The sequence below is a fragment of the Gaetbulibacter jejuensis genome (assembly GCF_039524015.1).
In the GTDB taxonomy this organism is placed as follows: Bacteria; Bacteroidota; Bacteroidia; order Flavobacteriales; family Flavobacteriaceae; genus Gaetbulibacter_B; species Gaetbulibacter_B jejuensis.
In genome coordinates this window covers 141,871-161,631 of record NZ_BAAAGF010000005.1, presented here as the reverse complement: position 1 = coordinate 161,631, position 19,761 = coordinate 141,871, and the positions used below count along the sequence as shown (strand labels likewise).

14 protein-coding genes and 1 tRNA gene are annotated in these 19,761 nt (G+C 33.4%); 8 read left to right on the top strand and 7 right to left on the bottom strand.

The genetic code is table 11. The annotated features are described in order from the left end of the window. Positions 1-59: 59 nt before the first annotated feature. The 4 genes from ABD011_RS14730 to ABD011_RS14715 form a co-directional block, all read right to left on the bottom strand. Positions 60-761, bottom strand: coding sequence for a response regulator transcription factor (locus ABD011_RS14730; RefSeq protein WP_131508887.1), 702 nt, complete (start codon positions 759-761; stop codon positions 60-62). Beyond that, entirely contained in the window at positions 736-2,139 is a 1,404-nt protein-coding gene (locus ABD011_RS14725) for a sensor histidine kinase (RefSeq protein WP_343799480.1), read from the bottom strand. Before ABD011_RS14725 ends, ABD011_RS14730 begins: the two co-directional genes overlap by 26 nt. Positions 2,140-2,237: 98 nt before the next feature. Continuing rightward, positions 2,238-2,918 (bottom strand): response regulator transcription factor, encoded by a 681-nt coding sequence (locus ABD011_RS14720; protein WP_343799478.1) that lies wholly within the window; start codon positions 2,916-2,918, stop codon positions 2,238-2,240. After that, the gene (locus ABD011_RS14715) at positions 2,911-4,383 is read right to left on the bottom strand and encodes a sensor histidine kinase (RefSeq protein ID WP_343799476.1); all 1,473 of its coding nucleotides are present in this window, start codon (positions 4,381-4,383) and stop codon (positions 2,911-2,913) included. Before ABD011_RS14715 ends, ABD011_RS14720 begins: the two co-directional genes overlap by 8 nt. 123 nt (positions 4,384-4,506) lie before the next feature. Between ABD011_RS14715 and ABD011_RS14710 the strand changes: the two genes are divergently transcribed. The 7 genes from ABD011_RS14710 to ABD011_RS14680 all read left to right on the top strand — a co-directional run bounded on the left by ABD011_RS14710 (position 4,507) and on the right by ABD011_RS14680 (position 12,663). Further along, positions 4,507-4,875, top strand: a complete 369-nt coding sequence (locus tag ABD011_RS14710) for a hypothetical protein (protein WP_343799474.1) — start codon at positions 4,507-4,509, stop codon at positions 4,873-4,875. An 8-nt stretch (positions 4,876-4,883) separates the two neighbouring features. Then, positions 4,884-5,729, top strand: coding sequence for a GLPGLI family protein (locus ABD011_RS14705; protein ID WP_343799472.1), 846 nt, complete (start codon positions 4,884-4,886; stop codon positions 5,727-5,729). Between the two features lie 105 nt (positions 5,730-5,834). After that, complete coding sequence (locus ABD011_RS14700) at positions 5,835-6,722, top strand: GLPGLI family protein (RefSeq protein WP_131508893.1); 888 nt, start codon at positions 5,835-5,837, stop codon at positions 6,720-6,722. Between the two features lie 37 nt (positions 6,723-6,759). After that, positions 6,760-9,549 carry a carboxypeptidase regulatory-like domain-containing protein gene (locus tag ABD011_RS14695; protein ID WP_343799470.1) on the top strand — a complete coding sequence of 930 codons (2,790 nt, stop codon included), beginning with the start codon at positions 6,760-6,762 and terminating at the stop codon, positions 9,547-9,549. 76 nt (positions 9,550-9,625) lie between these two features. Next, positions 9,626-9,708: transfer RNA gene (locus ABD011_RS14690), tRNA-Tyr, on the top strand. A 212-nt stretch (positions 9,709-9,920) separates the two neighbouring features. After that, the gene (locus ABD011_RS14685; protein ID WP_343799468.1) at positions 9,921-11,489 is read left to right on the top strand and encodes a M20/M25/M40 family metallo-hydrolase; all 1,569 of its coding nucleotides are present in this window, start codon (positions 9,921-9,923) and stop codon (positions 11,487-11,489) included. Continuing rightward, entirely contained in the window at positions 11,482-12,663 is a 1,182-nt protein-coding gene (locus ABD011_RS14680; protein WP_343799466.1) for a sialidase family protein, read from the top strand. Before ABD011_RS14685 ends, ABD011_RS14680 begins: the two co-directional genes overlap by 8 nt. Before the next feature lie 58 nt (positions 12,664-12,721). On the opposite strand, the gene metK is transcribed toward ABD011_RS14680, so the two are convergent. Continuing rightward, on the bottom strand, positions 12,722-13,975 hold the full coding sequence (gene metK / locus ABD011_RS14675; protein WP_129761117.1) for a methionine adenosyltransferase: 1,254 nt from the start codon (positions 13,973-13,975) through the stop codon (positions 12,722-12,724). Between the two features lie 375 nt (positions 13,976-14,350). Between metK and ABD011_RS14670 the strand changes: the two genes are divergently transcribed. Continuing rightward, on the top strand, positions 14,351-16,936 hold the full coding sequence (locus tag ABD011_RS14670) for a phosphoenolpyruvate carboxylase (protein ID WP_343799464.1): 2,586 nt from the start codon (positions 14,351-14,353) through the stop codon (positions 16,934-16,936). Positions 16,937-17,058: 122 nt separating this feature from the next. On the opposite strand, the gene ABD011_RS14665 is transcribed toward ABD011_RS14670, so the two are convergent. Together ABD011_RS14665 and ABD011_RS14660 are read right to left on the bottom strand one after the other, a co-directional pair. Next, positions 17,059-18,375, bottom strand: a complete 1,317-nt coding sequence (locus ABD011_RS14665; protein WP_262733498.1) for an ammonium transporter — start codon at positions 18,373-18,375, stop codon at positions 17,059-17,061. 56 nt (positions 18,376-18,431) lie between these two features. Then, positions 18,432-19,466 (bottom strand): porin, encoded by a 1,035-nt coding sequence (locus tag ABD011_RS14660; RefSeq protein ID WP_262733497.1) that lies wholly within the window; start codon positions 19,464-19,466, stop codon positions 18,432-18,434. Positions 19,467-19,761: the final 295 nt, after the last annotated feature.

The window sequence follows — 19,761 nt, the reverse complement described above, 5'->3', positions numbered from 1 at the left end:
TAAAAAGTAGTTTTTTTCATGGAAAAGGCCAGTAATTTAGTTTGCTGGCTTTTGTTTTTTTAATCTTTAATTACAAACTCTAGTCCAACACCTCTAACGCTATTAATACTAATATTAGGGTCTTCTTTTAGATGTTTTCTTACCCTTGTAATAAATACATCCATACTTCTCCCAGAAAAAAAATTGCTTTGTCCCCAAACCTTTGCGAGTATATCATCTCTAGGGATAAGTTTATTTTTGTTAGTGAATAAAAAATAAATAAGCTGCGCTTCCTTTTCAGTAATCTTAGCGCTTTTACCATTTATACTTAATGTAAGATTTTTGCTGTCAAATAAATACTTGCCAATAGCAATAGGCTCTTCTTTATCAGTCTCTAAGCTAATGGTTTGTTGCTGGTTAGTTCTTTTAATGATGTTGTTTATTCTTAAAATGAGTTCCTCAACATCAAATGGTTTTGAAATATAATCATCAGCACCTAAGCTTAAACCTTTTATTCGGTCTTCTTTAGCTTTACGAGCAGTTAAAAATAAAAAAGGTGTTTCGGGGTTTTTCTTACTGAGTTTTTTTGAGAGTTTAAAGCCGTCTAGCTTAGGCATCATTACATCAATAATGCATATGTCAAAAGAGTGCATTTTAAATAAATCTAAAGCTTCAGAGCCATCTTTTGCCCAAACAACTTCAAACTTATTTAGCTCCAAATATTGTTTTAGGGTAGTGCCAAAATCAATATCATCATCAGCTAATAAAATTCTCTTTTCCATTTTCTACGGGAATTTTTATATAGAATGTTGAGCCTTCTTTTACTTTGCTTTCAACGTCTATTAGTCCATGGTGAGCTTTAACAATTTGACTACAGTAGTAAAGGCCTAAGCCTAAGCCTTTGTAGGTGTGCATGTTTTTTTCGCTCACTCTATAGAATTTATCAAAGATAAGTTTTTTATTTTTTTTAGAGATGCCTATGCCATTATCAGAAACTGCAATAGTATGCATGTTGTTAGTGATGTTATACTTTATTTTAAGCACTGTGCCATCAAATTTTATGGCATTATTTAAAATATTAATTATGGCTGTGCCAAGGAAGAACTTGTCAATTTCAACTTCAGTATCATTAACTTCAACATCTCTTAAAAATTGAATATTAGTAGGTAATGTTAATGCAAAGTCATCGCACACTTCATTAATAAAATCTGGCAGACTAACTTGTTCGAGATTTAAATTAATGTCGTTATATCCTAAACTGTTATCTACTACCTGATCAATTAAATTTTGAAGACGTTTATTTTGTCTGTTAATAGTGTCAATAGATTCTTTAGCAATATCTGTATTGTCTTTTGCAAACCTATTGGTTAAGGTTTTGGTGGCAATTGATAAAGTTGAAAGTGGTGTTTTTAGTTCGTGAGTAATATTATTGATGAAGTCAGTTTTAATATCAGAAATGCGCTTATGTTTAAATAAGTTTCTAATAGAGTATGTTACTAGGGATATTACAAAAAGGAACAGTAAAAATGCAATTAAGAAAAGAAACAGCAGTTGTTTAAAAATGATTTTATCCCAATCTACAATTTTCATGTAAATACTAGCTCTATATTTAACTGTTACAGACTCTAGTTGATGATTGTCATTTATAAATCCTTTGTCAAATGTCCAGTTCCAAGCATTAATGAGTAATCCTTCTTCAAGTAGGAAATCAGTACCAATTAAAAATATTGGTGAATCTTTGTCTTCTATAAGGAGGTTTTCGACGTTACCATTTTCATCAATAAGCTGAATTGAAGATGCTACTTTTTTAAATAATATATTTTCGTTTAAACCCAAGCGCTCAGCTTCTTTATTGAAGTATTCTGTAAATTCGTCGTTCCTGTCGTTGGCAAAAAACTTTAAATCTGCGAGGAGTTCTTCTTTGCTAATTCGGTTTCGTTTATAGTCAGGGATTTTATCTACAAAATCCATACGATAATGCCACGATAATGAATCAACATATTTGGTTTTTACTATGTCGCCTATTTTGGTTCTAGAGTCAACTGCAAAGCTTTTTTTTCTTAGATCAAAGGTGTTGAACGTTAAATACCCTTGCATGCTTGTCAAGGCGATTAAGGCAATAATTGCTCCAGCAATAAGGAATTTCGATTTTATTTGCATAGAGTTAAATTACCATAAAAAGATGAAAACAGTTTAATACAATACTCTATTAACTTATTGTTAACCGAGAATATTTCTATAAAAATAGGAAAATGAAATTAACCAATGAGTTTATACCCAAAGCCTCTTACGTTTATGATTTGGATAGTGTCGTCTTTAGATAGTTTTTTTCGAAGTTTAGTGATAAAAACGTCCATGCTTCTTGCAGAGAAAAAATCGTCATTTCCCCAAAGTTTATTCAAGATGATTGACCTGTCTAAAACCTGGTTTTTGTTTTTAATTAAATGGAATAGTAAATGCGCTTCTCTATGTGTGAGTTGTAGTTTTTCTTCAGCGTTAAATTGAAGTGTTTGCTTTGGGAAATCAAACGTATAATCTCCAATTTTTAATACTTCTGAAGTTTTTTGAACTTGTGTTCTGTTAAGCAAATTGTTAATTCTTACAATAAGCTCTTCCATGCTAAATGGTTTTTTTAGGTAATCATTTCCGCCTATGGTAAAACCCTCAACAACATCTTGTGTTTGCGATTTGGCAGTTAAAAAAATAATAGGAATTGTATCATCAATTGCTCTAATGTCTTTAGCTAATGTAAATCCATCTTTTTTGGGCATCATAACGTCCAAGACTAAAATTTCGGGAGTTTCAGACTGGTATTTTTCAAATGCTTTTTCGCCATTATCACATAAAATAACATTAAAGTTTCTAGTTTCAAGACTTTCCTTAATAATTTGACCAAGTGCTGGCTCATCTTCGGCTAATAAAATGGTGGTTTTAGGCATTTGGTAATGTTATTTTAAATGAGGTAATGTTATTTTTTAAATCAACAGTGATAGTTCCGTTATGTTTTTCTGCAATTTTCTTGGTGTAATACAGTCCAATTCCAAAGCCTTTAACATCATGTGTGTTGCCTTTAGGAACGCGGTAAAATTTCTCAAAAATCTTGTCTTTATTAGCTTTGGTTAACGTGTTTCCATTGTCAGAAATAGTAATGGTAAATGCAAAATGATTTTGCTCAAGCGAAACTGAAATCGCATCTCCACCATATTTTATAGCATTGTCAATAATATTATTGATGGCATTTTCAAAATGGAACACATCTATTTTTGCCGAAATGTTTTCAGGTATATTGAAGGTTATGGTTTTGTCACTATTAAGTTGGTGTTTTTCAATACTCGTGGTCAAAATTTCCGAGATGTTATAAGTGTCTTTGTTGAGCTCAAGATTTTCACTATCAAGTGTAGCGGTTTCTAGTAACTTTTCAACCATAGTGTTCAATTTTGAAAGCTGCGTGTTTGATAAATCTAAATACGTTTTTGTTTTAGCTTTATCTTCAATAACATTAAAGTTTTGAATGCTTTCAAGTGCAACACCAATGGTTGCAATAGGTGTTTTGAATTCGTGTGTAATGTTGCTAATGAGGTCATTTTTTACTTCAGCTAATTGTTTTTGGTGCTTGATGATTTTAAGTAAATAAAACAAACAGCTTATCACTGCTAGAATTAACAATGTGGAAATTAAAATACCACCAAAAATGCGTTTTAAAATAAGCTTTGTTTGGTTTTCAAAACTTAAATTTAAAGAACTTCCTTTAGGTAATAATGTAGATTTTGAAGCAACGTTTAAAATGTTTTTTGAATCGCTTATTGTGTCTTTTATCCTCTTTGTTTTGTCTCTATTAAAATCAAGTGTGTAATCAATAGTGATGTTTTTTTGAGATAAGTCAGTAGTTATTAAACTGTCAATTTTTTTAACATCAAGCGTGTCATTTGAAATAGAAATAACAACTTTAGACGTAAGCAATTCAAATCCTTTTACTTTTATAGAGTCTTTTTTTATGTCAATAGAATTCAGCTTTTTGTGATCCCATTTTGCATTTAAAATTGAATCTACATTAGCACCTCTATAAATAGAAATACCATCAGTAGTTTCAAGATTAAGGCTATCAAGGTTTTTAAACTTTTTTTTGGTAATATCAATTTGCTTTAAAATGGAGTCAAACTTATGGTCTTCGGCAAAAAAGTCGTCCTTGTCATTGCCTTCAAAAGCAAATCCAATGGTGGTTTGTTCGGCAAGGTTAACATAATAATCATCAACAGCTTTATCTAAACTCACCTGAACATCTTTAATAAGCTGTTGCTTGTTGGCTAAATAGTTTTTATAATTCCAATACACTTGTATCGCAATAGTACTGAGTATTACGGTAACTATGAAGTATAATATTATTCGGTATCTAGAATTATTCATAGGCCAAAAGTAAATGTTAAAGTAGATAAAAACTAATCGGTTAACACACGTTAACACTGGTTAACTTAATACTCATTTGGGTTGGTTTAAGTTTGTAGAGTATTAATCAAAAAACGAACATAAATGAAAACACTAATTACCACGATTACTTTTTTAATTGCATTTACATCTTTTAGTCAAATAAAGGAACTACAAAATGCAGATGAAACTTTAGCAACAACAATTCAAAGTATTGAAGTGTCAATAACTATCGATTCTGTTAAAGAGTTGGAAAGCACATTTAATCTTAATGATATAAAAAGTATCGTTGACGACATGAGTCCTGATGAAAACATTTCATTTGAGATAAAATGTAAAGGTAAGCCAATGTCTAATGGAAAAGAAGCTTCTGCAACTTATAAAATCACTGGAAAAGCAGGAGAGAAAGAAGCATTTTATAACAACATCAATACTATAAAAAAATTAGTAACAGACTATTATAACAATCAATAAATAAGACCATGAAAGATATAGTAAAAGTTTTAATTGTAGTAGTGCTTTTAGCGTCTATAAAAAGTCACGCTCAAGAGTTTACAGGAGTTGCAACCTACAAGTCAAAACGAAAAGTAGATATTAAACTAGACAGTACTCAGGTAAACTCTGAAATGCATCAAAAAATGATGGATATGCTTAAAAAGCAGTTTGAAAAAACGTACATACTTACGTTTAATAAAGAAGAATCGGTTTATAAAGAAGAAGAATCGCTTGGAGCTCCTCAACCTGGAGGGATGGAAGTAGTAATGATAAACACAGGAGGAGCAGATGTGCTGTATAAAAACACAAAAGAAGAACGCTACACTAATCAAAATGATGTGTTTGGAAAAATCTTTTTGATAAAAGACGAGCTAAAAAAACTTGATTGGCAATTTGGCTCAGAGACTAAAAACATTGGCGAATACACTTGCTATAAAGCAACCATAACTCGCGAGCGACCAAAAATTGTTGGAGGTATTAGCGTTAATGGTGATAAAGATTTAGATGAAGAAAAAGAACCTGAAATGGAAACCATAACTATTACAGCATGGTATACGCCTCAAATTCCTGTAAACAATGGTCCAGGTAATTATTATGGGCTTCCAGGTTTAATTCTTGAGGTAAACGATGGGTCAGAAACTGTCATTTGTAGTAAAATAGTGCTCAATCCAAAAAATGAAGTTGAAATCACTGAACCTAAAAAAGGTAAAAAAGTGACTAAAGAAGAGTTTGATAAAATTATGGAAAAGAAAATGGAAGAAATGAAAGAACGTTACAGTCCAAGAAGAGGAAAAGGTGATGGACAAGAGATTGAGATAAGAATAGGAGGTTAATTTTTTATTGGATTTTAACATTTTACAATTAAACTTTCAATTGTTTTAGATGTCTAACAATAGTTAAAACTGTATTTTTAACACAAACTCTTTAGACTTAAAACAATGAAATCAATCTCAATTAAACTTTGTGTTGTATTAATTACACTATTCAGTAACACGCTTTTAGCTCAAGAATTTCAAGGTAAAGCAATCTATCAATCTAAGACTACAGTCGACATGGATAATTTTGGAGGTCGACAAATGAGCGAAGAACAAAAAAAGATGATTACTGAGCGTATGAAAAGTATGCTCGAAAAAACCTTTATACTAACCTTTAATAGAACAGAGTCTACATATAAAGAAGAAGAAAAGCTAGAAACACCAGGTTCAGGAGGAGGTCCATGGAGAGGAATGATGAGTAGTTTTACAGGTGGTCCGCAATACAAAAATGTGAAGGAATCTAAGCTTTTACAAGAACAGGAATTTTTTGGCAAACAGTTTTTAGTTGTTGATGAACTTGAAACTCTAGAGTGGAAAATGGAGGGAGAAACCAAGCAAATAGGTCAATATACTTGTTATAAAGCTACAGCTGTAAAAAAAGTAGATGAGATGGATTTTATGAATATGCGAAGACGAAGAGATAGAGGCAATGACGAAAAGGAAAAAGCAGAAAAATCTAAAGATTCAGTAGATAGAGATGATCCAATGAGTGAGTTGGAAGTGCCAAAAGAAATAACCATTACAGCTTGGTATACACCACAAATCCCAGTAAACCAAGGTCCAGGAGAATATTGGGGATTACCAGGTTTAATTCTTGAGGTTAATGCTGGTAGAACAACAATATTGTGTTCTAAAATTGTAATGAATCCTGAAGAAAAAGAAGAGATTAAAATGCCTTCAAAAGGTAAAGAAGTAACAAGAGAAGAGTACAACCAAATCATGAAAGATAAAATTGAAGAAATGCGCGAAATGTATGGAGGTAGAGGAGGTCGTGGTAACAGACGTTTCTAATCAATTCACTTTTAAATAATCCCAACTAAAAAATCAAATGAAAAAAATCTTTATGTTCATGCTGCTCTTAGCAGCAAGCAATTCTTTTGCTCAAATAAAAGTAGAAGGTGTAGTAAAAGACAGTATAGGAACTCCGCTTGAACTTGCTAATGTTGTTGCAATTAATCAAGAAACAAAAATTTTGGAGTCTTATGCTGTAACTAATGATAAAGGACTTTTTAAACTTTCGTTAGATAAAAATTCGTCATACAAAATTCAGGTGAGTTACATTGGAATGAAAACTTACGAAGAGCTGTTGAACACTAAAGAAGCCGATTTAAAAAAAGACTTCACTTTAAAAGTTGATAATAGTTTAGATGCTGTTGAATTGGTTTACGAAATGCCTGTAACGGTCAAAGGAGATACACTAGTTTATAATGCTGATTCCTTTAAAAATGGAACCGAACGGAAGCTAGAAGATGTTCTTAAAAAACTTCCTGGAGTTGAGGTTAATGACGACGGAACCATTGAGGTTGAAGGGAAGGAAGTGAGTAAATTAATGGTAAATGGAAAAGATTTTTTTGATGGTGACACAAAATTAGCGACCAAAAATATTCCTTCTAATGCAGTAGATAAAGTTCAAGTACTCCGTAACTATTCTGAAGTTGGTCAGCTTAGTGGTGTTCAAAACAATCAGGATAACGTTGCTATCAACATTAAGTTAAAAGAAGGAAAAGAGAATTTTTGGTTTGGTGATGTTACATTAGGAGCTGGTACTGCACCTTCACCTAATGATGAGTTGTATTTGGTGCAACCAAAACTATTTTATTACAGTCCAAAATACAGTGTCAACATCATTGGAGATATGAATAATGTTGGTGAAGTTGCTTTAACTAATAGAGATTTAAGAAACTTTGGAGGTGGTTTTAGAATGCCAAGTAGAACCAGTGGAACGAGTATTAATTTAGGAGATAATGGATTAGGAGGATTAACAAATATCTCAAGAGCTCAAGAAGTTGTTACAAAACTTATTGCAACTAACTTTAGCTATTCGCCTAAAAAATCATTGGATTTTAGCGGTTTTCTTATTTACAATAGTTCTAGAATGCGAACTAGAGAAGAGAGTTTTATAGATTATATTGAGTTTGAAGACGACCCAAATACACCAATAGACGAGTCGGCAAATATTCCTCCAGATGAAGCTACTGTACAAACAGGAAGAGAGGCAACAAACCAGTTTTTGGCAAAGCTTAGCGCTAAATACCAACCAAATGTTAATAATCAATTAGATTATGACGTGTTGGCACGTTTTTCTGATGATGAAGAGCGCCAAAATTTATTTTCATCTGTAGTAGGAAATACTGATCAGGTTGACACAGCTTCACCATTTAGTATTAATCAAAATTTTAACTACTATTACACGTTAAACGAGAATAATATTTTTGCTCTAGAAGCGCAACATTTAATAAAAGACGAAGATCCGTTTTACAATGCGCTATTGGTTAACGACCCAACAAACAATGATGACGAAGAAAACCAAGATGCGTTTGATACTACTGCATCAGGATTAGGACTAGATTTAGATCAGTTTTCATATAATTTAAATCAAGACCGTCGTGTAAAATCCAACCAATTAGATGCTAAATTGGATTACTACAATATTTTAAATTCAAAAAGTAATATCAACTTTACTTTAGGAACGATTTTAAGTAATCAAAAGTTCAATTCTAATATCTTTCAGTTTTTAGATGACGGATCACAGTTAGACCCAACACCTCAGGTTACTGATGCAGAGGGTAATATGTTGACTGCGATAAATGATGTAGAGTATAATTTTTCTGATATTTATCTTGGAGTACATTATAGGTTAAAATCAGGGAAGTTTACCTTTACTCCAGGACTGTCGTTACATGCATACAGTAATAAAAATACACAAGCGGGTGAAACCTTATTTGACGATAATTTCTTTATGGTTTTACCAGATTTTGAAACCAGAATTCAATTTAAAAAGAGTGAAAGCTTAACCTTTAATTACCGAATGAATACATCGTTTACTGATGTTACTAATATAGCAGAAGGATTAGTGCTTAACAATTACAATAGTATTAATTATGGTAATGCAGAATTGCAAAATGCCCTTTCGCACAATTTGAGTTTGTTTTATCATAGTTTCAATTTGTTTAATTATACCAATGTGTTTGCTGGAGCAAATTATAGTAAAAACATAGATCAAATACGTTCATTAACCAATTTTGAAAATGTAATTAGAACAAGTACTTATTTCAATTCTGGTTTTGCTGACGAAAGCGCATCCCTTTTTGGTAGAGTGCAACGTACCTTTGGTAAAGTAAGAGCAAGTTTGAGAGCAAATTTTAATTACAGTAAAAACAACCAATTTGTTCAAGGAACTCAATCTGTAAATGAGAGTTTTTCACAAAGCTATACTCCAGAAATTAGAACAAACTTTAGAGAAGCGCCAAACGTATCGTTTAGATATGCATATAGTGTGTCTAAAAATGACCAAGGAACAAATAGTGTAACTTACACCACAAATGCACCTTCTATCGAGTTTGATGCTTATATTTGGAATTCGGTATCGTTTTTAACAGACTTTACCTATAACGAACAAGATAATGGCGAAGGACAAAAAGATGTTTTTAGAACTTGGAATGCTTCATTACGCTATAGAAAAGATAGAGATGCTAAATGGGAATACTCACTAATAGCTTCAAACTTATTAGATATCGATTCTAATGTTAGCAATGGAGCAGGAAGTATTTCGGTGTTCAGTTCTGAAACGTTTATTCAACCGCGTTTTATAACTTTTAGATTGCAATATGAGTTGTAAAAAGTAATATTTTTTACAAATTGATAAATTATTGTTTGTTCAGAACAAAAACAATAATATATTTGCCAACGGTTTTGGGGAGATACTCAAGCGGCCAACGAGGACAGACTGTAAATCTGTTGTTTTTTAACTTCGCAGGTTCGAATCCTGCTCTCCCCACGAATAAATACAAAGAGCAAGCAAAACATAAAGCTTGCTTTTTTGTTTTGTGGGTCTTTGTGTTTTCAAAGCGTAGCTTTGCAGTATCAACGCAGTTAATCTTCCATAAAAACTTATTAGTTTCTCTCCAGTCTTAACGTTTATTTAGAGGCACAATTTTAAAAATAGTTTTAACTTACGTTTCTTAAAATTAATAGCAAATCCATAAATGTATGATTTCAAATAAAATAATTAGAAATACTTTTCTAGCCTTGTTTTTAATGACATTTTCAGCGTATTCTCAAAATAAAGAGGAAAACAAAGTAGTTGAAGACATTATTAAAGAAGCAAATGAAAATTCACAATTAGAATCCTTAGCACACCATTTATTAGATGTAATTGGTCCAAGATTGGTTGGGACACCTCAAATGAAACAAGCCAATGATTGGGTGGTTGATACTTATGATCATTGGGGAATTTCTGCGGAAAATGAACAATGGGGAGAATGGAAAGCTTGGGAAAGAGGCATTACTCACGTAGATATGGTATCACCAAGAGTGCAGTCGCTAGAAGGAATGCAGTTAGCTTGGAGTCCTAGTACACCACAAGAAGGTATTACGGCTGAGGTAATTGCTATACCTAGAATTAAAGATTCTTTAGATTTTGTAAAATGGCTGCCAAATGTAAAAGGGAAGTTTGTACTAACTTCTATGAAGCAAATTACAGGACGACCAGATGAAAACTGGGAAGAATTTGCAACTGAAACATCCTATGAACGTATGAAGCAGCAACGTGATTCATTGACTAAAGAATGGTTGCAAAATATAGCAAGAACAGGTTATGGTCGAAGAGGTATTATTAAAGCTTTTGAAGATGCAGGAGCAGCAGGAATATTGTCTTCATATTGGTCTAAAGGGTTTGGTGTGAATAGAATTTTTAGTTCACGTACTGAGAATATCCCAACTTTAGATATTGAAATGGAAGATTACACAATGCTTTACAGACTTGCTGAGAGTGGTAATACGCCAACTTTAAAAGTAGTTGCACAATCCAAAGATTTAGGAGTAGTACCAACTTTTAATACTATAGGTAAAATAGAAGGAAAAGAATTACCAAACGAATATGTTATTCTTTCAGCGCATTTAGATTCTTGGGATGGAGCAACAGGAGCAACCGATAATGGTACAGGTACTATTTTAATGATGGAAGTAATGCGAATCCTTAAAAAAGTATATCCTAACCCAAAGCGTACCATTTTAGTTGGACATTGGGGAAGTGAAGAACAAGGTCTTAATGGGTCAAGAGCGTTTGTTGAAGACCATCCTGAAATTGTAGAACATGTACAAGCTGTTTTTAATCAGGATAATGGTACAGGTCGCGTTATAGAAATTTCAGGTGCTGGATATTTAAATGCATACGACTACATTTCGAGATGGATGTACCCTGTTCCAAGAGAAATAAAAGACCAAATAAAAACCGATTTCCCTGGTTCGCCTAGTAGTGGAGGTTCTGATAATGCGTCTTTTGTGGCAGCTGGTGTTCCTGCATTTTATTTGAGTGCTTTAGATTGGTCATACCGAAAATATACGTGGCATACCAACAGAGATACTTATGATAAAATCGTTTTTGATGACGTAAGAAGTAATGTTATTTTAACTGCAATTATGGCTTATATGGCATCAGAGGATCCTAATCTAGCTTCTAGAGAAAAAATTGTGTTGCCTATTGACCCAAGAACAGATGAGCAAAAAATATGGCCTGAGCAACGTTCACCAAAACGAAGAGGAGGTTTAGATGATTAAATCTAAATTAAAAGTATATGCGTTACTTGTTGCTTCTTTGTTGGTTTTGACCTGTAAGGAAAAAGAAGTAGCAGCACCTTTTCAAGTAGTAAATCTTTTTGATAGTAACCAACCCAATACACTTGGGCTTACTGAGGCTAAAAACAAAGAAACAGTTACTATTTTTTCACCTACAGAGAACGACAATAAATACAATCATGGAGTGGTATTATTTCCTTTTAAGCACATGCTCTATGCACAATGGCAGAGTTCTTTAGTAGATGAAGATGGAGAAGATACTCAAGTGTTTTATTCTAGAAGTTATGACGGAAAAGTTTGGAGCAAGCCTATTGCATTAACATCAACATCTAACTCAAAAATTACTACAAGTGGAGGTTGGTGGAGTAATGGTGAAACTCTTGTGGCTTACATTTGTGTATGGCCAAAAGACGAAGCTAATCCTAAACAAGGTTATACAGAGTATATGACTTCAAGTAATGGAGTAGATTGGTCAACTCCTAAAAAAGTTACTGATAAATCAGGAAATCCTATTTTAGGAATCATTGAGCAAGATGTACATGCAGTGCCTAATAGAAGAGTTGTAACTGCTTTTCATATGCAACCTGGTTTAAAAATCACACCTTTTTATACTGATGACCCTTTAGGAATATCTGGTTGGCAAGCAGGAAAGATGAAAAATTTGCCTTCTGATAAAAATATGAGTAGAGCAATTGAACCTAGTTGGTTTTACAGGAAAAAGGACAAAGCTATAGTTATGGTGTTTAGAGATCAAGAAAGTACGTTTAAAAAATTGGCATCAGTAAGTTATGACAATGGAGTAACATGGACGATGCCTCAATTGGTTGATACTCCTGATTCCAGGGCAAAACAGAGTGCAGGTAATTTACCAGATGGAACTGCGTTTATGGTCAATAATCCTTCAGGAAGCAAAACAAGAATTCCATTAGTTGTAACACTTAGTGAAGATGGTTTTTTGTTTGATAAAGCATTTTTGTTGCGTAGCGGAAACGAATCTGATTTACAACCTATGCGATTTGAAGGGAAATATAAACGAGTAGGTTATAGCTACCCTAAAAGCGTAATTTGGAATGATTACCTTTATGTGTCTTATGCTACAAATAAAGAAGATGTAGAATTAACGAGAGTTCCTATTGAGAGCTTGAAAATAGATTAATAAAAAAACCTCATAATTTAATTATGAGGTTTTTTTGAACTTCAATATATGTTATAGTTTATAAGCCAAAAGCAGTTTTAACTTTGTCTACATAATCAAGTTTTTCCCAAGTAAACAATTCAACATCAACTGTAATAGGCTCGCCATTTGGTTGTTCAAAGGTTTTGGAAACAGTTTCAGGAGTTCGTCCCATGTGTCCATAAGCAGCTGTTTCACTATACATTGGTTGTCTTAGTTTTAATCGAGATTCAATGGCAGCAGGACGCATATCAAAAATTTCAGAAACCTTATTGGCAATTTCTCCGTCAGTCATATTAAACGGACAAGTACCATAGGTGTCAATGAAAATTCCCATAGGTTCAACTACTCCAATAGCATAACTTACTTGCACTAAAACTTCGTCGCAAACACCAGCTGCAACTAGGTTTTTAGCGATGTGTCTGGTTGCGTAAGCTGCACTTCTGTCTACTTTACTTGGGTCTTTTCCGCTAAAAGCACCACCACCATGGGCACCTTTTCCACCATAAGTGTCAACAATAATTTTCCGTCCTGTTAAACCAGTGTCACCATGAGGTCCACCAATAACAAATTTACCAGTTGGGTTAATGTGGTAAGTAATGTCATCATTAAACAAGGCTTGAATGTCTTCTGGTAATTTTGAAATAACTCTAGGAATCAGGATATCGATAATATCTTTCCTTATTTTTGAAAGCATTGCTTCGTCATTATCAAAATCGTCATGCTGTGTAGATATCACTATAGAGTCTATACGTTGAGGTATATTGTCATCACTATATTCAATGGTAACCTGACTTTTAGAGTCTGGTCTTAAATAGGTGATGTCTTTTTGTTCTCTTCTTAAATCAGCAAGTTCTTTTAGTATTCGGTGAGATAAATCTAAAGCAAGAGGCATAAAGTTTTCAGTTTCTCTTGTTGCGTAACCAAACATCATTCCTTGGTCACCAGCACCTTGTTCTTCTTTAGAAGCTCTATCAACACCTCTATTGATGTCATCTGATTGCTCATGAATAGCAGATAAAACACCACAAGAATTTCCGTCAAACATGTATTCGCCTTTAGTGTAGCCAATAGCATTAATAGTATCTCTTGCTATTTTTTGAACATCTAAATAAATATTCGATTTTACTTCACCAGCAAGTACTACTTGTCCTGTGGTTACTAAGGTTTCGCAAGCTACTTTAGACTCAGGGTCAAAAGCTAAAAAGTTGTCTATTAGTGCGTCGCTAATTTGGTCTGCTACTTTATCTGGATGTCCTTCTGATACACTTTCAGATGTAAATAAATACGCCATAAATAATAAATGTAATATTACGAAGGGATTTGACGAAAGCGTCAAAGGAAGTTTACACTGTCCTTTAGCATTTTTTAATGAGGTTGCAATCAGTCAAATCTCTCCTCTAAATTTGGCTACAAATGTACAGATAAAATTATAATGGCAAAACGCTTTGTCTAAAAAAGAAACCTTTGGTTTTTATTCATTTAATTAAAAGGTGGTACATTATTGATGAATAATGGTTTTCAGAAAAATGGAATAGAATCTCGATTTTAAAAAATAATTTTCAGTTTAATAGCTTTTAATTCATAATTCTGCAAAATTCAGAAAAGGCTCTTGTCTTTTGCTCTAGCTTGAGTATTTTTATAGTTACCATTTATAAGATTTAAAATTATGTCTACACCACCTAAATTAACCCGATTTAAGCAAAATGTACTCTCTAAGTATCAGATATACAATAGTATATTTATGACTTTGCCGTTTGATGCTATTTCAAAAACAGGTGTTTTGTTACCTCTGTTTCATGAAACCTGTAAAAAGGGCTTTGAAAATGGAGATAACCCAACAACCATTGTAGATACTTTTTTTAAAAAATATCAAGCGAGACGTTCGCACGAAAGCCAAATAAATTTGCTTTTTAGGTTTATACAATACATTGAGAGGCAAGTGGTGCTTTTTGATGCTATAGAAGACGCAGCGTTTCCAATTGTGAATAATATGGATGGTATTGGTACGCTGAGAAGCTTGAAAGAGTCGGTAGTGTCAGAGCATAATGCTGAGATGCTTCAAAAATACCTCGAAGAATTTAAAGTGAGAATAGTGCTTACAGCGCATCCTACGCAGTTTTATCCAGGTTCGGTTTTAGGGATTATTACCGATTTGTCTGCTGCTATTAAAAACAACGATTTGTTGTTGATTAATGATTTGTTGGCGCAATTAGGTAAAACACCTTTCTTTAAACATAAAAAACCAACACCTTATGATGAGGCTGTAAGTTTAATATGGTATTTAGAAAACGTGTTCTATCATTCCTTTGGAACAATTTTCGATTATATTCAACAGAATATTTTTGATGATAAACCTGTTAAAAACGATATTATAAATATTGGCTTTTGGCCTGGTGGTGATAGAGATGGGAACCCATTTGTGACTCCAGAAATTACGAAACAAGTTGCAAAACGTTTAAAGCAAACAGTGCTTAAAAACTATTACAGAGATGTAAGAAAGTTGAGAAGAAAACTAACATTTAAGGATGTTGAAGATAAAATCACAAGTTTAGAACATAGGTTATATAATGCGTTTGTTGATGCCGATTCAAAGTCTATCATTCAGTTAGATGAGTTTGTGTCTGAACTTAAAGACATCAAAAACATTTTAAATAAAGAGCACCAGTCTCTATATGAAAAAGATGTAATTAGTCTTATCAATAAAACGCATCTTTTCGGTTTTCACTTTGCTAACTTGGATATAAGACAGGATAGTAGAGCGCATGATAAGGTGTTTACTGCAATGGTGGATAGGCTTATTAAAAGTGGTAGTACTATTTTTCCAAAAGATTACAATACGTTGTCTCCTGAAAAGCAAGTTGAAGTGCTTTCTAAAGTTGAAGGAAGTGTTGATTTAGGTTTGTTTGAAGATGAAGAAGTGCTAAAGACTTTAAATACCATTAAAGCAATAAAAGAAATTCAAGATAATAATGGCGAAAGTGCCGCAAACCGATACATTATCAGTAATAACCAAACGACTTTAAATGTAATGCAGCTATATGCTATGTTAAAATTGGTTGCGTTTCAAGATAAACTTACTGTAGATATTGGTCCTCTATTTGAAACCATAACAGATTTAGAAAATGCGCATTTGGTGATGGAGGAACTCTATACTAACCCAGCTTACAAAGCGCATTTAAAATCTAGAGGCAATAAACAAACGATTATGTTAGGGTTTTCTGATGGAACTAAAGATGGTGGTTATCTTATGGCAAATTGGGCAATCTTTAAGGCAAAAGAGCGATTAACTAAGGTGTCTAGAAAGTATGACGTTACGGTTATTTTCTTTGATGGTAGAGGAGGTCCACCTGCTAGAGGAGGTGGTAAAACACATCAGTTTTATGCGTCTTTAGGTCCAACGATTGAAGATAAAGAAGTGCAGTTGACGATACAAGGGCAAACCATAAGTTCAAATTTTGGAACCTTAGATTCGTCACAATACAACTTAGAGCAATTGATAAGTTCTGGTATTTATAACAGAATGAACGAGAAGAACAATTTGTTATCTGAGGCGAATACAGCAGTAATGGATGATTTGGCAAAAATAAGCCTAAAAACTTATATGGATTTTAAAGGTCATCCAATGTTTATTCCTTATTTGGAACGTATGAGTACTTTAAAATATTACGCCAAAACCAATATTGGAAGTAGACCTTCAAAAAGAGGGAAGTCTGATGCTTTGGTGTTTTCAGACTTGAGAGCAATTCCGTTTGTAGGTTCTTGGAGTCAGTTAAAGCAAAATGTTCCTGGATTTTTTGGGGTTGGTACAGCTTTGAAACACTATGAAGATAATGATGAGTTTGATAAAGTAAAGAAACTGTACAATGAGTCTAGCTTTTTCAAAACTCTTATTGAAAACAGTATGATGTCATTATCTAAATCGTTTTTTGATTTAACAAAATATATGGCTGAAGACGAGGAGTTTGGAGAGTTCTGGAAAATTATTTATCAAGAATATGAAACCACTAAGAGGTTGTTGTTAAAGCTTACAGGATATAAAACTTTAATGGAAAATGAACCGTCTGGTAAGGCTTCAATTGAAGTTAGAGAGTCTATTGTGTTGCCTCTGTTGACTATTCAGCAGTATGCACTTAAAAAGTTGCAAGAACTTCAAAAAGAAAAAGTAAAAGATGAGGCTCAAATTCAAATTTTTGAAAAGATTGTTACGAGATCCTTATTTGGTAATATAAACGCTAGTAGAAATTCAGCTTAGTCTTTCTTTCTTCTTAATATATGATAGTAAAAAACCTCGAAGATATTCTTCGAGGTTTTTTGAGCAATTAATAATTAATAGTAATCAATTGTTGTAGGAATTTCATGTAGATTTCGATGTGTCTATTCATCGTATTCTCTCTGTCTTTTTCCTGGATAGGCAATTGAACCATGTTCAGAAATATCTAAACCTTGTATTTCTTCTTCTTCTGTTACACGTAACCCAAAAGTATATTTAAGAATACCAAATACAATTATAGATAAAACGATTGCCCAAACTGCGTAAGCTAATACTCCAATGGCTTGTGCGCCTAATTGCGCAAACCCACCTCCATTAAATAGTCCAATACCAGTATCTCCATCAACACCCCAAAGACCAATAACTAAAGTTCCCCAAGCACCAGCTACACCATGCACTGATGCTGCGCCAATTGCATCATCAATTTTAAGTTTCTTTTCAATAAATTCAATAGAGAATACCACAATAACACCTCCAATTAAACCAGCTAAAAGAGCTCCGCCTGCTGTCATGTTTCCGCAACCAGCAGTAATGCTTACTAAACCAGCCAAAGCACCATTTAAGGTTTGAGCTAAGTTTGGTTTTCCGTACCAAATCCATGTAGTGATAAGTGCTCCAAGACCACCTGCTGCAGCTGCAAGGTTAGTGATTAAAACAACTGTTGAAGCTGCTGAAGAGTCATCTCCTCCCCAAGCTAGTTGAGAACCTCCATTAAACCCAAACCATCCTAACCAAAGAATAAACACACCTAATGTAGCTAATACTTGATTATGACCTGGAATAGGGATTACTTTTCCGTCTACAAACTTTCCAATTCTCGGACCTACCATAAAAGCAGCAACTAAAGCTGCCCATCCACCAACTGAATGTACAATAGATGAGCCTGCAAAGTCAATAAACTCAGCTGGCATAGATTCGCTGTTTAACCATCCTCCATTCCATTCCCAACCACCTGCAATTGGATATATAACAGCAGTCATCACTATTGAGAAGATCGCATAAGTTGTGTATTTTGTTCGTCCAGCAATAGCTCCAGATACTATTGTTGCTGCTGTGGCAGCAAACATGGTTTGGAAGAATAGGTCAGCACCTTCACCTTGCATTAATCCGCTCCAAAAAAACCATCCGTTTTCTGAATCTCCATACATTAATGAGTATCCAATAAACCAAAATGATATTGAACCTACACAGATGTCTAAGAGGTTTTTCATTGCTATGTTTACAGCGTTTTTAGATCTTGTCATTCCGGATTCTACAAGAGTGAATCCAGCTTGCATAAAGAATACTAAGATACCTGCAAGAAGCATCCATAGCATACTCATGTCTCCTTTTATTGCGCTTACAGCATCTTCCAGATTTTTTGTGGTAGCTGTAGCATCTTGCGCTAATAAAAAGTGTGTAATTGAAAATAAAGTTGTCATTATAAAAAAATTAAATATTATTTAGTTTAAGAGTAGTAGTTAAGTTCATGGTGGATTTAAAATGCGTAAATCGCAGCTAAAATAAATGAGCTAAGGCTTTTTGTTGGCATTAAATCGGTATCAACAAAAGCGTCATCAGAAGCACTGTCTAGTCTTAGCTCAGGTTTTATAGTTAGGTCTCCAACTACGTAGCTTCCTGTTAGTGTAGCGGCAATTACGCTAGAGTCTTCAACACCTGTTCCAATAGCTCCAAAATCGCCACTTTCTACAAAATATTCGCCTCTTAGTCCAATTGTAAATTTGTCAGAAGTAGAGTATTGAGGGTAAATAGCTCCACCTGCAAAACCAACTCCGTCGTTGTCAAAGTAAGCACCATTGATTCCTAAGTAAAAATCATCAGACAGATCAAAACCACCTGTGAAGTCAATTTCAAATGCACCATCATCAGTAATGAAGTTTAAGTACTGTCCTTTGTACCCTACTTGAGCACCAAAAGCATATTTTCCATTTGGATTATATTCTGTGGCATCTGTTGGATTCATTACAGCTAGCATAAAGCTAAAGTCGTCTGAAATGGCAAAGTCGGCTTTAAGACCTGTATGGCTAAAAGGGCCATAAGAAAATAGGTAAGAAGTGCTATAGTTGAAATTTCCTGTTGGAGAAATAACTTCATAGCCTAAAAAAGTGTTGAAATTACCAAAAGTAAGAGTTACAGTTTCGCTTACATTCCAATAAGCATAAAGCTGATTTACAATATTAGAACTTCCTCCTGGTCTTAATAAAGGAGAATTGAAAATAGCGTCTTCACCTCTTGGTCCAAAGACTAAATCGGCAACAAAGCCTACCTTTGCGCCTTCGTATGAAGCTACAACATTGGCCATACCTAAGGCAAAACCAGGTAAATTAGCAAAAGAGGAACCTGGGTAAATGGCGTTTTCGTCGTTGGGTGCTCCAAAATTAACTCGATAGTATGCGTCGATACTACCATTAAATGAGAATTTTTTCTTGTCCTCAGTTTCTTCTTCTTGAGCTTTCAAGTTAAAATTCACTACAGTCATTAATAGCAAAACGAGAGTAATTCTTTTTTTCATAATAAGTTAGTTTTGTTTAGAAAAGTAAAACTATGCAAAAACATTATTTACCCCTAAAAAAATAGGGTGTGTAAGTGTATTTTTATTATATAATGAATTTATACCCTAAAAAAATTAGGGTTAAATAATTTATATTAATTTTTTTGAGAATTTGAAAATGTATTTTTTAATAAAAATTTAATATTATTCAAAAAAAGATGAAAATATCGCATGTAAAATTCATTTTGATTGATTGATATTCATTAAAATGAATTTTTTATTGAAAAATAACCATTGCGAATTCTGTATTTTAAGA

Excerpts from the sequence above, each read along its gene's own strand:
- ABD011_RS14730 (WP_131508887.1), bottom strand. The coding sequence starts at position 761 with ATGGAAAAGAGAATTTTATTAGCTGATGATGATATTGATTTTGGCACT.
- ABD011_RS14725 (WP_343799480.1), bottom strand. The coding sequence starts at position 2,139 with ATGCAAATAAAATCGAAATTCCTTATTGCTGGAGCAATTATTGCCTTA.
- ABD011_RS14720 (WP_343799478.1), bottom strand. The coding sequence starts at position 2,918 with ATGCCTAAAACCACCATTTTATTAGCCGAAGATGAGCCAGCACTTGGT.
- ABD011_RS14715 (WP_343799476.1), bottom strand. The coding sequence starts at position 4,383 with ATGAATAATTCTAGATACCGAATAATATTATACTTCATAGTTACCGTA.
- ABD011_RS14710 (WP_343799474.1), top strand. The coding sequence starts at position 4,507 with ATGAAAACACTAATTACCACGATTACTTTTTTAATTGCATTTACATCT.
- ABD011_RS14705 (WP_343799472.1), top strand. The coding sequence starts at position 4,884 with ATGAAAGATATAGTAAAAGTTTTAATTGTAGTAGTGCTTTTAGCGTCT.
- ABD011_RS14700 (WP_131508893.1), top strand. The coding sequence starts at position 5,835 with ATGAAATCAATCTCAATTAAACTTTGTGTTGTATTAATTACACTATTC.
- ABD011_RS14695 (WP_343799470.1), top strand. The coding sequence starts at position 6,760 with ATGAAAAAAATCTTTATGTTCATGCTGCTCTTAGCAGCAAGCAATTCT.
- ABD011_RS14685 (WP_343799468.1), top strand. The coding sequence starts at position 9,921 with ATGATTTCAAATAAAATAATTAGAAATACTTTTCTAGCCTTGTTTTTA.
- ABD011_RS14680 (WP_343799466.1), top strand. The coding sequence starts at position 11,482 with ATGATTAAATCTAAATTAAAAGTATATGCGTTACTTGTTGCTTCTTTG.
- metK (WP_129761117.1), bottom strand. The coding sequence starts at position 13,975 with ATGGCGTATTTATTTACATCTGAAAGTGTATCAGAAGGACATCCAGAT.
- ABD011_RS14670 (WP_343799464.1), top strand. The coding sequence starts at position 14,351 with ATGTCTACACCACCTAAATTAACCCGATTTAAGCAAAATGTACTCTCT.
- ABD011_RS14665 (WP_262733498.1), bottom strand. The coding sequence starts at position 18,375 with ATGACAACTTTATTTTCAATTACACACTTTTTATTAGCGCAAGATGCT.
- ABD011_RS14660 (WP_262733497.1), bottom strand. The coding sequence starts at position 19,466 with ATGAAAAAAAGAATTACTCTCGTTTTGCTATTAATGACTGTAGTGAAT.